This window comes from Ditibartonella apis (assembly GCF_001952075.1).
Taxonomy (GTDB): Bacteria; Pseudomonadota; Alphaproteobacteria; order Rhizobiales; family Rhizobiaceae; genus Bartonella; species Bartonella apis.
Map to the genome: position 1 here is coordinate 851,290 of NZ_LXYU01000001.1, position 13,012 is coordinate 864,301.

Consider the following 13,012-nt stretch of genomic DNA (forward strand, 5'->3'; position numbering starts at 1 on the left):
TTACCATAATGGCTGGGCAGTTACGCCAAATACTTCCTTGATTTTTGCGCGAACCGGTTCCGAATTATAGGCAGCAACGAGTTTTTTCACCCATGGTTCGTCTTTATCGGCGGTGCGCACGACAATAATATTGTTATAGGGATTATTTTCGGACTTTTCCCATGCAATCGCATCTTTGTCGGGTTTAAGCCCGGTGGTCAAAGCCCAGTTGGTATTGACGACGGCAATGTCGAAATCATCAATGGCACGACCGAGCATACCGGCATCAAGCTCGCGAATTTCAAGTTTTTTAGGGTTTTCGACAATATCAAGCTTGGAAGCAAGAACATTGTTCGGGTCTTTGAGTTTGATCAATCCCATATCATTTAATAGACGGAGCGCGCGGCCACCATTTGACGGGTCGTTGGGAACGCCGACGACAGCACCATCACGAAGCTCTTTCAAGTCTTTGATTTTGTGGGAATAGACGCCCATCGGGAAAAGCACTGTATAGCCCACGACGGAAAGCTTGTAACCGCGCTGTTCGATTTGTGCATCAAGATATGGCTTATGCTGAAACGAATTCGCGTCAATATCACCGGCATTGACGGCCTCATTCGGCAAGGCGTAATCAGAGAAAAAAACAAGATCAATGTTGAGGCCCTGTTTTTTGGCTTCCTGAACAGCAACCTTCCAAACTTCCGATTCTTCACCTTCCATCGTTCCAAGCTTGATGCTGGTTTTATCTTCGGCATAAGCGAGAACCGGTGCCAAAGCTGAAACACTTGCAAAAGTGGCAAAAGAAAAAGCAAGCCCGAGAACTGTACGTCTTTTGATTTTATCAAGAAACATTATTGAAACCCTTCATGTTCTTTTCAGGATGTTTCATCTCAAAACATAGGCTGAAAAATTTCCGTTCATTCATTGGTTTTAAAAATTCTGAATGCCGGTTCTAACAGGGCCCAAGATTTTCTAACCAATATGCCGATCAGTTTTACCGGAAGTGGTATAAAAACCAAGCAACATTTTCAATAGACATTAGTCATGTGGCAGGATGATTTTTTTATAAATAATCAAATAAAGGAAAATATTTTTTTGTGTATCAGTGAGAGTGCTTGCCGTTGTGAAAAAGTTGAGGAAGCAGCCAACACAAAATCGAGAAGAAAATCAACATCATTAGTGCGACGCCCATGCGGATGAAGTCAAAATTCGTTGCGTCTTCAGGAATAAAAAGTGCGGTGATATAACCGGCACAATCTAGTATAGCCTGTGCAACAGCGCGTATCATTTTTGCCTCCACATATTACCGGAAGATTGACCGGTATTTCTGCATGGTTTTCTTGATTTAGTTTTATATACAATCATGAATGTTGCAAAGATAAAAAACTATCTTTTGGTAAAAAAGGCCGATTTGCAGCATTTTTGTTATTTAAAACGGTTTTAAATTATCTATCAGGTGCTATTGACTCTCGAAAAACGCAGTTTCTCTGCAATTATCTCTCCATCTTCATCAGTCTTCATGAGTCGCTGGATTTTTGCGACTGGAATCTCGCGATATGTGTGCTTCCGCCGAAAGTTGTCATTCAATCCCGTGACAGTATGAGTGCCTGAAAAACGCTTCCATAAATATCGGAAAATCATCGCCAAGTGGTCTATTGGCTTTAGAGGTGTTGGGTTCCGGCGTGGTTCATGATGGTGCTTGTTCCTGTTTATGTTTCAAACTTGAGTAAAGCCGCCCTGACTATCGAATGATATTTTATAGCTTTAAAAAAATGCCCCCGCGAGAAAACCTCGGCAGGGGCATTTTTAGCTTGTTAAAACAGCTTTAAAGCAGGTAAAGACTGAATACTTCTTATGATTACAAGATTTATGCTTTAGCTTTTTTCGGTGTAATCAGATTGCGAGCAATCAGAAGTTCGGCAATCTGCACCGCATTAAGAGCTGCACCTTTGCGCAAATTATCAGCAACAACCCAGAAAGACAGGCCATTTTCAACAGTGATATCCTCGCGGATGCGGCTGACAAATGTATCATCTTCTCCGGCTGATTCATAAGGCGTCATATAGCCGCCGTCCTCATGCTTGTCGACAACCTGACAGCCTGGAGCATTGCGCAGGATTTCGCGTGCTTCATCGGCACTGATAGGCTTTTCAAACTCGACATTGACTGCCTCGCCATGGCCGATGAAAACCGGAACACGAACAGCAGTTGCAGTAAGCTTGATTTTCGGGTCGAGCATTTTTTTGGTTTCGGCAACCATTTTCCATTCTTCTTTGGTGTAGCCGTCTTCCATGAATACGTCGATATGGGGAATAACGTTGAAAGCAATACGTTTCGTGAATTTACGTACTGTAATAGGATCTGCCACAAAAACGGCGCGTGATTGCTCGAATAGCTCGTCCATTCCTGCCTTGCCGGCACCGGAAACAGATTGATAGGTTGAAACCACAACACGCTTGATGGTTGCAGCATCATGAAGAGGTTTTAGAGCAACCAGAAGCTGGGCTGTCGAGCAGTTCGGATTGGCGATAATATTATGTGTTTTAAAACCTTCGATTGCATCCGGATTAACTTCCGGAACAATGAGCGGAACATCAATATCATAACGCCAGGCAGAAGAATTATCGATAACGACAGCACCCGCAGCGCCGATCTTTGGTGCCCATTGTTTGGAAACATCGCCACCGGCTGACATCAGGCAAATATCGGTATCGGAAAAATCGTAATTATCAAGAACTTTGACCTTCAGTGTTTTGTCACCGAAAGAAACTTCTGTTCCCAATGAACGATGCGAGGCGAGTGGTACAACTTCATCAGCCGGAAAACCGCGCTCTTCAAGGATGTTGAGCATTTCTCGCCCAACATTTCCTGTAGCACCTACAACAGCAACCTTAAAACCCATTTAATCAGAACTCCTGTCTCTCTCCGTGTTTTGTGAAGAAGCCCGGCGGCCGTCAGGCTTACCCCCCGGGCCGCACCCGGGAGAGAGCAGGTTGGCCAAGGGACGTCAGATAATTTTCTTTGTCGTTTTTTTGTGGCCAATAATTGTCAAGGATGCGCAGCAGTCATCAAAGCCGCGATGGCAGCTCGGAAACCGATTGATATGGAACCCGTAAAAGCCCATTTTTAAACTCCTTGATTGCATTGGTTTTAGCGTATTTTCAACCTCTGTCAAGAAACACGATAGCAATCAACTATTTTTCATAGTGAATTCTTGTGGTCTTAACAGGTTGCATAAGAAAATCTTGCCATTTTATCAGAGGTCGAGACGAAGATTTGCATATCAGGAAAGCTTGAATTTCAAGCACTTGAAAGGAGAAGCAGTTAGCAGCAAAAATTTTTGAAAGTTTCAAGGCTGATGAAACCGGTTCTGAATATCTAAAAGCAATAAAACTATTGAAAAACAGTCTAAAAATCGCAGCTTCCCGCCGTTTTCGGGGTTTATCTTTATTCAAAAAACAAAGTTTATTGATACTTGGCCGACGCCACTTGAGCTTGACCGGAATTAATCCGGTCAAGTTTTTCACGAAAGTCCATTCATCAATCCCGTCAGGAAAGCGGGTTTCATGCAACCATGGTTTTGAATTTTTGCAAAATGGCATCCCCCATTTCACTGGTTGAAACTTTTTTCATGCCTTCCGAATAAATGTCGGCTGTGCGCACACCATCATCAAGAACGGCAGAAATCGCTTTTTCCAGCCGGTCGGCTTCTGCCCCCATGAGGAAAGAATAGCGCAGACACATAGCAAGTGACGCGATCATTGCGATAGGATTGGCAATGCCTTTTCCGGCAATGTCGGGAGCAGAGCCATGAACCGGTTCATAAAGCGCATGGCGCTTGCCGGTTTTCTTGTCTTCTTCTCCCAGCGAGGCAGAAGGCAACATGCCGAGCGAACCCGTGAGCATAGCTGCAATGTCGGAGAAAATGTCGCCGAAAAGATTGTCGGTCACAATAACATCGAACTGCTTGGGCGCGCGCACCAATTGCATTCCGCCGGAATCGGCCAGCATATGTTCAAGCGTTACATCCTTGTAATCCTTGTCATGGACTTCTGTAACGACTTCGTTCCAGAGAATGCCGGTTTTCATGACATTGTGTTTTTCAAGAGAAGTCACTTTGTTTTTGCGGGTGCGCGCAAGGTCGAAAGCAACCCTTGCAATGCGGTCAATCTCGTAAGTGTCATAAATCTGGGTATCAATTGCGCGTTTTTGCCCATGATCGAGTTCGATAATTTCTTTCGGCTCGCCGAAATAGACGCCGCCCGTGAGCTCGCGTACTATCAAAATATCAAGTCCATCAACAAGCTCGCGTTTAAGCGACGAGGCAGAAGCAAGCGAGGGGTAGCAAATGGCCGGTCTCAAATTGGCAAACAAACCGAGATCCTTGCGCAGCCGCAACAACCCGGCTTCGGGTCTTACTTCATAAGGTACTTTTGCCCATTTTGGACCACCAACAGCACCAAAAAGCACAGCATCGGCTGCCAAAGCCCGTTTCATATCGTCTTCGGAAATTGCCGTGCCATAAGCATCATAAGCGGCACCCCCGACAAGCCCTTCTTCACACTCGAAATCAAGCCCGAGTTCTTTATCCATATAAGCAATGATTTTTTTAACTTCGGCCATCGACTCAACGCCGATTCCGTCTCCGGGAAGAAGAAAGAGTTTTCTGGAAGCCATAATGATTGTGCCCTCTCAAATAATCAAAACGATTGGACAACAAAATTCCGTGCGGTCTTGATAACAATATAAAGGATCACCCGCCTTGAATGGAATAATGTGACCATAATTTACGTTATAGCATGCTCTTTCGAAAGCGAAATAAGGTTTTGGAAAAATTATATTTCGTTTTCTTCCAACGGGCGAGCCTCGGAGGCGAGCATAATCGGTATGCCGTCACGAATAGGAAAAGCGAGCCTCGCCTTTTTGGAAACAAGTTCCTGCCGATCTTTGTCATAGTGAAGCTCGCCCCCTGTTACAGGGCATATGAGGAGTTCAAGCATTTTCGGGTCGGTCGTATATGTGACCATCAGTCCATGTCCAATTATTCAAACCGCTAATGGCATTCAATTGAGCGGTTTATCATCACCACTGTGTTCCATAAGCGAGCGTTCTGTCAGAGCAACGAGGGTCGCCGCGCGGGCGACAATATCGGGTGCCTCAAGAAGTGCCTGCTTTTCGGCAGTTCCGAAAGGCGCCATGATAGAAAGCGCATTGACGAGTGATTCTGTTGGTGCCTGCATGATCGAATCCCAATCGGCTTCCATTTCGTGGGCATCAAGAAATTTTTCAAAAGTATCAAGAAGCTCTTCGCGATTGATTTTATCGCCTGTATCCAGTTCTACAAGGTCGCTCTCATCAATCGAAATTTTTGCAATCCGGTAAGGTTTGTCACTTGCAATTTCTTTTTGAAGTTTGAAACGACAAACACCTTGTAAGCCGATCATCAGCCGGCCGTCCCCCGTTTCGGCATAACTTGTGATGCGCCCGATACAGCCGGTTTTATAAAGCTCCGGCTTTTCGGGATTCTTTGATTCCGGTTCGGGCTGGATAATGCCGATCAACCGGTTTCCCTTCATTGCATCTTCAACGAGTTCCAGATAACGCGGCTCGAAAACATTAAGCGGCAAATAGCCATTTGGCAAAAGAAGAACCCCTTCAAGCGGAAATAGACCGATTTCGTCGGGCAGGTCTTTCACCTGAATATAATGGGCATTTCCAGCTTTCATTGTTTTTTATCGTCCAGAGCCTTAACAGATTACAATATTTTTGAGGAGACGCATTTTCAACGTCCCGATAATGATAAAGTCTTGATGGGAACGCAAAAAGCACCTTATCAAGAAAACAACAAAGATGACAGTTTTCTGCGCGCGGTCAATGTCGCCGGATCCATGGCGCCCCAAGCTTCAAAAAACTGCAATAATTGTTTTCTTGCTCCGTCATCATTCCAAGCCCTATCCGCTTTCATGATGCCAAGCAACAGATCGGCTGCATCGTCGCGCTTGTTTTCGGCATTATAAACAAGAGCAAGATCATAAGCAGCCTGATAATCTTTAGGATTTTCAGCAATGCGTTTTTTCAAAGCTGTCGGGTCGCCCAATTTTGCGGTTTCCTCTTTAAGGGCGATTTTCGCTTCGACAGCGCGAATTGCCGGGTCGGACTTTTTAGCGTCCGGTACAGCTTTGAGAATGCCTTTGGCCTGATCAATTTCGTTATGCTCGACAAGCATATCGGCAAAAGCGGCGATAACTGTGACGTTATCAGGCGCCTGTTTTAAAACCTGCGCATAAAAAGTAGCAGCACCCGTCACATCGCCACTTTTGCGCAATTCATTGGCTGTCTCCAAAGCTTCGTCAATTGCTGCTTCTTTTTCGTTGCCCGTTAGTTTTGCAACAAATTTCTTGACTTCGCTTTCCGGCACCGCCCCCATGAAACCGTCAACAGGGTGCCCATCAACAAAGGCAATGACGGCAGGTACGGAACGTATTCCCATCTGTCCGGGAATAGCCGGATGTTTATCAATGTCGAGTTTGACGAGTTTGACAGCACCTTTTGCTTGCCGGACAACTTTTTCAAGAACAGGCCCCAATTGCTTGCACGGGTTACACCATGTTGCCCAAAAATCGACGATAACAGGTTGCTTTTTTGATTCGACAAGGACATCCTTTGAAAAATCGGCCGTTGTTGTATCCTTGATGACAGAATTATCTGCTCCGCCTGTTTGATTGGCCAGATTTACATTTGCATTCATTCGCCCGCCTTGTGGCGCAAAGGGATTGTCACTCATTCTCAAGTCCTGTTTCTTACGAAATGTCTGTTCGTCCTATCCTCAAAATCGTGCCTGAGGGTGCGAATTTCAACCCTCTTCCTCTGAAACCTGAATAATAAGCGGTTCATGATTTGTGGCGCGGACAAATTTTACAAGATCTTCGCGCGCAATCGACGTTGTAGCTTCGTTGGTCATCGGGTGGCAATTGATAACAGGGTGATTGTAAAGGGCCTTATCAAGAATAAAGGTCACATGATTTTCCTTGTCATTTATGAGGCCGAAAGCGCTGACCGCACCCGGATAAAGGCCGAGATATTCGGAAAGTTTTTCAGGGCTGCCAAAGGAAAGGCGCCCCGATGCACCGATTTTATCATGAAGATGTTTAAGGTCGACAACCGAATGGGCACCCAATGTTACTAGAAAATAATGTCCCTTCTTGTCTTTCAGAAACAGATTCTTGGTATGGGCGCCGGCGATGCTTTTTTTAATATCCTCGCCGTCTTTGACTGTAAAAACAGCCGGATGGGTTGTTGTTTTGACATGAATGCCAAGTGTTTTTAGAAAATCCAATAATTCCTGTTTTCCCGCTGGCATTTTTAGTCCTTTATTTTGTTTTTTTTGGCATTCTGTTTTAAATCGTCATGCTAATTTACTGCATTTAATTTCCAATTCGGCATTTTATTTGATGCTGGAGTTGAAATATTTTTTCTTCCTTTAAGGAGATTATCCGATGACTGCAACATTATGGGTGGCTTTTGGCGGTGCACTGGGCACGGTTTTACGTTACTGGTTATCGCTCCTCATGGTTCCGGTCAGTAAACATCTGCCATGGGGAACAATTCTTATCAATATTGTCGGGTCTTTTGTAATCGCTTTTTTTGGCGTTATCACTCTTGCAGAGGCAAAATGGCCAGTGAGCGAGAATATCCGGCTCTTTGTCATGGTGGGGATTTGTGGCGGCTTTACAACCTTTTCTTCCTTCAGCTTGCAAAGCTTCGAGCTTTTGAAAAAAGGCGCAGTCGGTGAGGCCTTTTTCAATATTATTGTTTCGGTTGTCTTTTGTCTTTTCGCGACAGCTTTGGGATTTTACCTCGGCAGCAAGATCAATCATTAAGAGTTTATAGAAAACAAAATTGTTTTAGCTTTATTATCACAATAAATTGTCATGACCATATGGGGAATTGTTAGGAGCATGGGGGGCTAAATGCCCCGATATAGTCGGGGGAAATGATTTTTTGAGGATGACTTCACTTTGAAGATCGGCTAGAACCGGTTTTATGTCAGGGAGGGGTAAATTTAACCCTTTCTCATCTTTTTGCGGGAGAGTGTAAAAATACAGTCAACCGTGTTTTGGCCGCCGAAGGGGAAAACAGCCCGTAATCTCTCAGGCACAAGGAACCGTAAAAAGATCAAGACAGCTCTGGAAAGTCGGGTTTGTCCCGCGCCGAAGGTGTAAGTGGAGGGGGAGAGCTTTCCACAAGTCTCTCAGGCTCAAGACAGAGGGGTGTGAAATAGATGCATTGTGTATCTATTGGCGCAACCTCGGAGCAATTTATGGGCAACTCTCAAGAAGACCTTAAAACTTTGCCGCTTTTTCATATGCATGAAAAAGCCGGAGCCAAATTCGGCAATTTTGCCGGATGGAACATGCCGCTCACTTACCCGCTCGGTGTTATGAAAGAGCATTTGCATACGCGTGCCCATGCGGGTTTGTTCGATATTTCTCATATGAAACTGATACTGGTTGAAGGAAATGGTGCAGCCGACTTTTTGTCAAAAGCCCTGCCACTTGACGCCGAAGCACTGCAAATCGGCCAGTCACGTTATAACTACCTTTTGAATGAAGAGGCGGGCATCCTTGACGATCTCATTGTTACCCGTCTTGGCGAGAAACGTTTTATGGTTGTTGCCAATGCCGGCAATGCGCATGCCGATATTGCCGAACTTCAAAAACGCGCGCATGGGTTTGACTGCACAATCGTACCGCTCGAACGCGTGTTTCTGGCACTTCAGGGGCCGGAGGCTGCCGATGTTATCAAAAAAGCAAGCTTACCGGGAAATGAACTTCATTTCATGCATGGTTTCGAGCCGAAGAAAAACTGGTTTATGACACGTTCGGGCTATACCGGCGAGGATGGATTTGAAATCGGTCTGCCCGTCGGTGAAGCTGAAGCACTAGCCGAAAAATTGTTGAGCGACCCGCGCGTAACATGGATCGGCCTTGCCGCACGCGACAGTCTGCGACTTGAAGCGGGCTTGTGCCTTCATGGCAACGACATCACCGCAAAAACCAATCCGGTTGAAGCGGCAATTACCTGGGCGGTTACCAAAACGGTACGTGAGAAGGGCGATTTTTTCGGTGCCAAGGCTTTTCTCGAAGCATTGAAAAATGGTGCAACACGCCGCCGCGTCGGTTTGATGCCTGAAACACGCCAACCGGTGCGCGCCGGTGCAGAAATTTTTGACAAGACGGGCAAACTCGTCGGTCATGTTACATCAGGCGGTTTCGGCCCGTCATTCAATGGTCCGGTTGCAATGGGTTATGTTGCAATCGACCTAGCAAAAGCCGGAACCGAGCTTGAAACAGAAGTTCGCGGTAAGAAAATACCGCTTGTTGTCCACACACTTCCCTTTGTCGAACATCGTTATTTTAAAGGATAAAACACATGGTTAAACTGTATTTCACCGAAGATCATGAATGGATCAGTCTTGATGGTGATCTTGCAACGGTCGGTATCACAAACCATGCTCAGGAGCAGCTTGGCGACCTGGTTTTCGTCGAATTGCCGGAAGTCGGCAGCACGGTCAAAAAGGGCGACTCTGTTGCTGTTGTCGAATCGGTCAAGGCTGCATCCGATGTTTTTTCACCGGTTGATGGTACGATCAGCGAAGTCAACGAAGCTTTGAGCGATGATCCGGCACTGGTTAACCAGAAGGCAGAAAAAGAAGGCTGGTTGTGGAAGATGAAAATCTCCGACGCAAGCCAGCTCGACAGCTTGATGGATGCGGCAGGTTATGTCGCAATGATTGGATAATACAATGCAGGAACTTCCATTTTCATCACGCCATATCGGGCCGAGACCCGAAGAGGCAAAGGCAATGCTGCATAAATTGGGACTCGGTTCTCTTGAAGAACTGGTCGAACAGGCAGTGCCTAGCGCAATCCGTCTTCACCACCCGCTTCAATTGCCAAGAGCTGTGAGTGAGGGCGCTGCTCTTCACGAACTTCACGCTATGATGGAACAGAATCGTCTCCATAAAAGCTTTATCGGACAGGGCTATTATGGCACTTTTGTTCCCTCGGTTATTTTACGCAATCTTTTTGAAAATCCGGCTTGGTACACCGCCTATACTCCCTATCAGGCAGAAATCAGTCAGGGGCGGCTTGAAATGTTGTTCAATTTCCAGACTCTTGTCTGCGAATTGACAGGCTTGCCGATTGCGGCAGCCTCGCTTCTTGATGAGGCAACATCACTTGCCGAAGCGAACGCCGTTGCCGTGCGCTTTTCACGCAATAAAAAAACCGCGATTTCTGTGTTTGGCGAACTTCACCCGCAAACTTTGGCGGTAGCTCAAACAAGGGCTGAAACACAAGGTTACGAGATCGGGTTAGAGAGCGAGATCACCGATAAGACAGCGGCAATCGTTTTGCCATGGCCCGACACAAAGGGGCGTTTTATCGATCATAGCGATATCATCAAAAAGGCCAAAGCCAAAGGTGCATTGGTTATCGTTGTGGCTGATCCTCTGGCTTTGACAATCATGGAAGCGCCTGCCCTATGGGGAGCCGATATGGTTGTGGGCTCTATGCAGCGTTTCGGCGTGCCAATGGGATTTGGTGGTCCTCATGCCGGTTATCTGGCAGTCAGCGAAGCCCTGACACGCATGATTCCCGGGCGCATTGTTGGACAGTCGATTGATACCAAAGGGCGGGTTGCCTATCGTCTTGCTTTGCAAACGCGTGAACAACATATCCGCCGCGACAAAGCAACGTCGAATATTTGTACCGCTCAGGCACTCCTTGCCAATATGGCAACAGCTTTTGCAGTCTGGCATGGTCCGGAAGGTTTGCAGGCGATTGCCAATCGCGTTCATGATCTTGCAAGCCGGTTCGGTGACAGTGTCAAAGATGCGGGCTTTACTCTTGCCGGCGACCATTATTTCGATTGTGTTACCGTGAATGTTTCCGGCAAAGCGCATGAACTGCAACAAAAAGCGGAAAGTGATGGCCGTCTCATACGCGTTATCGACAAGGATACCGTTTCCATCAATTTTGATGAACTTTCGGATGAAGAAGACGCAAAAGCACTTGCCAAGCTTTTCGGTGCAACACTCATTGATAAAGCTCCGTCAAAACTTTTCGGCAAAAAACGCGATGGTTCTTTTTTAAGCCAGCCGTTTTTCCATGCTGTGCAATCGGAAACCGAAATGATGCGCTTTTTGCGCCGCCTTGCCGACAAGGATCTGGCACTGGACCGCGCTATGATTCCGCTTGGCTCCTGCACCATGAAACTGAATGCGGCTGCCGAGATGATGCCTTTGAGCTGGCCGAAGGTTGCAAATCTTCACCCCTTTGCCCCGAAGACCGATAGTCGCGGCTATCAGCAACTAATTTCTGAACTTGAAAAATGGTTGTGTGAAATTACCGGCTTCAGTGCCATTTCATTCCAGCCCAATTCCGGCGCACAAGGTGAATATACCGGTCTTCTTGCTATTCGCCGCTATCATGACAAAAATGGCGAACATAATCGCAATATCTGTCTTATTCCGGCTTCTGCCCATGGTACAAATCCGGCTTCGGCACATATGGCCGGTATGGAAGTGGTTGTGGTCGATTGTCTTGGCGACGGAGACGTTGATGTTGAAGACTTGCGCAAAAAAGCAGTCGAACACAAAGACAATCTTGCTGCTTTAATGATTACCTATCCGTCAACCCACGGGGTATACGAAGAAAGTATCAAAGAGATTTGCAAGATTATTCATGAAAATGGCGGGCAAGTCTATTTTGATGGCGCAAATCTCAATGCGCTGGTTGCTCTTGCCCGTCCGGCTGATGTCGGCGCGGATGTCTGCCACATGAATTTGCATAAAACTTTTGCTATTCCTCATGGCGGCGGTGGTCCGGGTGTCGGGCCGATCGGCGTTTCAAAGCATCTTCAACCATTCGTTCCCGGTCATGCGCTGTTTTCGACAAGCCATGCTGTTTCGGCAGCACCTTTCGGCAGCGCTTCAATCCTCACCATCACATGGATGTATATCCGTATGATGGGCGCGGAAGGGCTGAAACTTGCGACCGAAAACGCAATTTTGAATGCAAACTACATTGCAGAACAGCTTTCTGCGGCCTATCCGATCCTTTATAAAGGAAAGAGAGGGCGTGTTGCGCATGAATGTATTGTCGATACGCGTGTTCTCAAGGATAATTACGGCATCACCGTCGACGATGTAGCCAAACGTCTGATCGATTATGGCTTTCATGCTCCGACTATGTCGTTTCCGGTTCCCGGAACATTGATGATCGAACCGACCGAATCCGAGCCGAAATCGGAAATTGACAGGTTGTGCAATGCCCTTCTTGCTATTTCCGAAGAAGCCAAAAAAGTAGGCGAGGGTGTCTGGCCGAAGGATGATAATCCGCTCGTCAATGCGCCGCATGTTCTGGCAGATACCATTGATGACAATTGGTCACATGCCTATTCGCGCAAAATTGCGGCACTTCCTGATCCTGCTCAGGATCCCGCAGATAAATATTGGCCACCGGTTTCGCGTATTGATAATGTGGCCGGTGACAGGCACCTCATTTGTTCCTGTCCTCCACTTTCCAACTATCGTTAAAAAAAACCGGCTTCGGCCGGTTTTTTATTTGGTTTTCTATTCGGATTTTTATTCTTTTTGGTTTTTGGGTGCCATCTTCGGTGCTGCTGCAATGATGTAGAACTATTGGTGAAATGACCAAAACGGAAAGATGAAAGCTGCGGGCTTTTCGCTCTGTCTATCTCTGTTTATTTTTCATAAAATTTCTGGAAGTTTCGGAAGCGACAAAGAGTAAACTTTTAAAAGATAACGGACAGGCCAAGCGCTGAAAAAGAGTAAGCAAGCGGACCAAAGAATCAACCGGACAGTCTGGAACAGAAAAGCGCATGACCGCCGGAACAGAAAACCGAATGAAAAGCCCCCTAAAGACGTAACGAATAATCCGCAAAATGCAATTCACGGACTAGAAGAGGCAAACCGGATAGAGTGCACATGAAAGGCCGCAACAGGCTT

At 46.4% G+C, this 13,012-nt stretch carries 12 protein-coding genes and 1 riboswitch; of the genes, 4 read left to right on the forward strand and 8 right to left on the reverse strand.

The features are described 5' to 3' along the window. From PEB0122_RS03855 to PEB0122_RS03895, 8 genes are all read right to left on the reverse strand, one after another. Complete coding sequence (locus PEB0122_RS03855) at positions 1-831, reverse strand: MetQ/NlpA family ABC transporter substrate-binding protein (RefSeq protein WP_075869193.1); 831 nt, start codon at positions 829-831, stop codon at positions 1-3. Between the two features lie 250 nt (positions 832-1,081). Beyond that, positions 1,082-1,267 (reverse strand): hypothetical protein, encoded by a 186-nt coding sequence (locus tag PEB0122_RS03860; RefSeq protein WP_075869870.1) that lies wholly within the window; start codon positions 1,265-1,267, stop codon positions 1,082-1,084. A gap of 579 nt (positions 1,268-1,846) precedes the next feature. Then, positions 1,847-2,881, reverse strand: a complete 1,035-nt coding sequence (locus tag PEB0122_RS03865) for an aspartate-semialdehyde dehydrogenase (protein WP_075869192.1) — start codon at positions 2,879-2,881, stop codon at positions 1,847-1,849. A 662-nt stretch (positions 2,882-3,543) separates the two neighbouring features. Continuing rightward, the gene (leuB, locus tag PEB0122_RS03875; protein WP_075915010.1) at positions 3,544-4,656 is read right to left on the reverse strand and encodes a 3-isopropylmalate dehydrogenase; all 1,113 of its coding nucleotides are present in this window, start codon (positions 4,654-4,656) and stop codon (positions 3,544-3,546) included. 158 nt (positions 4,657-4,814) lie between these two features. After that, positions 4,815-5,006 (reverse strand): Trm112 family protein, encoded by a 192-nt coding sequence (locus tag PEB0122_RS03880; protein WP_075869189.1) that lies wholly within the window; start codon positions 5,004-5,006, stop codon positions 4,815-4,817. A 36-nt stretch (positions 5,007-5,042) separates the two neighbouring features. Next, a complete protein-coding gene (locus tag PEB0122_RS03885; protein ID WP_075869188.1) occupies positions 5,043-5,705 on the reverse strand; it encodes an LON peptidase substrate-binding domain-containing protein in 663 nt (220 codons plus the stop codon). Positions 5,706-5,812: 107 nt separating this feature from the next. Then, on the reverse strand, positions 5,813-6,763 hold the full coding sequence (gene trxA, locus PEB0122_RS03890) for a thioredoxin (RefSeq protein ID WP_075915511.1): 951 nt from the start codon (positions 6,761-6,763) through the stop codon (positions 5,813-5,815). Positions 6,764-6,832: 69 nt separating this feature from the next. Continuing rightward, entirely contained in the window at positions 6,833-7,339 is a 507-nt protein-coding gene (locus PEB0122_RS03895) for a prolyl-tRNA synthetase associated domain-containing protein (RefSeq protein WP_075915512.1), read from the reverse strand. Positions 7,340-7,475: 136 nt separating this feature from the next. Here PEB0122_RS03895 and crcB point away from each other — a divergent pair, with 136 nt between their 5' ends. The 4 genes from crcB to gcvP all read left to right on the forward strand — a co-directional run bounded on the left by crcB (position 7,476) and on the right by gcvP (position 12,580). Further along, entirely contained in the window at positions 7,476-7,859 is a 384-nt protein-coding gene (gene crcB / locus PEB0122_RS03900; protein ID WP_075915513.1) for a fluoride efflux transporter CrcB, read from the forward strand. Between the two features lie 194 nt (positions 7,860-8,053). Further along, a riboswitch (glycine riboswitch) is annotated at positions 8,054-8,156 on the forward strand. A 143-nt stretch (positions 8,157-8,299) separates the two neighbouring features. Further along, on the forward strand, positions 8,300-9,406 hold the full coding sequence (gcvT, locus tag PEB0122_RS03905) for a glycine cleavage system aminomethyltransferase GcvT (protein WP_075915514.1): 1,107 nt from the start codon (positions 8,300-8,302) through the stop codon (positions 9,404-9,406). A gap of 5 nt (positions 9,407-9,411) precedes the next feature. Then, the gene (gene gcvH, locus PEB0122_RS03910) at positions 9,412-9,780 is read left to right on the forward strand and encodes a glycine cleavage system protein GcvH (RefSeq protein WP_075869183.1); all 369 of its coding nucleotides are present in this window, start codon (positions 9,412-9,414) and stop codon (positions 9,778-9,780) included. 4 nt (positions 9,781-9,784) lie between these two features. Continuing rightward, a complete protein-coding gene (gcvP, locus tag PEB0122_RS03915) occupies positions 9,785-12,580 on the forward strand; it encodes an aminomethyl-transferring glycine dehydrogenase (RefSeq protein ID WP_075915736.1) in 2,796 nt (931 codons plus the stop codon). Positions 12,581-13,012 lie beyond the last annotated feature (432 nt).

Coding starts and splice junctions, on each gene's coding strand:
- PEB0122_RS03885 (WP_075869188.1), bottom strand. CDS start 5,705: ATGAAAGCTGGAAATGCCCATTATATTCAGGTGAAAGACCTGCCCGAC.
- crcB (WP_075915513.1), top strand. CDS start 7,476: ATGACTGCAACATTATGGGTGGCTTTTGGCGGTGCACTGGGCACGGTT.
- gcvH (WP_075869183.1), top strand. CDS start 9,412: ATGGTTAAACTGTATTTCACCGAAGATCATGAATGGATCAGTCTTGAT.
- trxA (WP_075915511.1), bottom strand. CDS start 6,763: ATGAGTGACAATCCCTTTGCGCCACAAGGCGGGCGAATGAATGCAAAT.
- PEB0122_RS03895 (WP_075915512.1), bottom strand. CDS start 7,339: ATGCCAGCGGGAAAACAGGAATTATTGGATTTTCTAAAAACACTTGGC.
- gcvT (WP_075915514.1), top strand. CDS start 8,300: ATGGGCAACTCTCAAGAAGACCTTAAAACTTTGCCGCTTTTTCATATG.
- gcvP (WP_075915736.1), top strand. CDS start 9,785: ATGCAGGAACTTCCATTTTCATCACGCCATATCGGGCCGAGACCCGAA.
- PEB0122_RS03865 (WP_075869192.1), bottom strand. CDS start 2,881: ATGGGTTTTAAGGTTGCTGTTGTAGGTGCTACAGGAAATGTTGGGCGA.
- PEB0122_RS03855 (WP_075869193.1), bottom strand. CDS start 831: ATGTTTCTTGATAAAATCAAAAGACGTACAGTTCTCGGGCTTGCTTTT.
- leuB (WP_075915010.1), bottom strand. CDS start 4,656: ATGGCTTCCAGAAAACTCTTTCTTCTTCCCGGAGACGGAATCGGCGTT.
- PEB0122_RS03880 (WP_075869189.1), bottom strand. CDS start 5,006: ATGGTCACATATACGACCGACCCGAAAATGCTTGAACTCCTCATATGC.
- PEB0122_RS03860 (WP_075869870.1), bottom strand. CDS start 1,267: ATGATACGCGCTGTTGCACAGGCTATACTAGATTGTGCCGGTTATATC.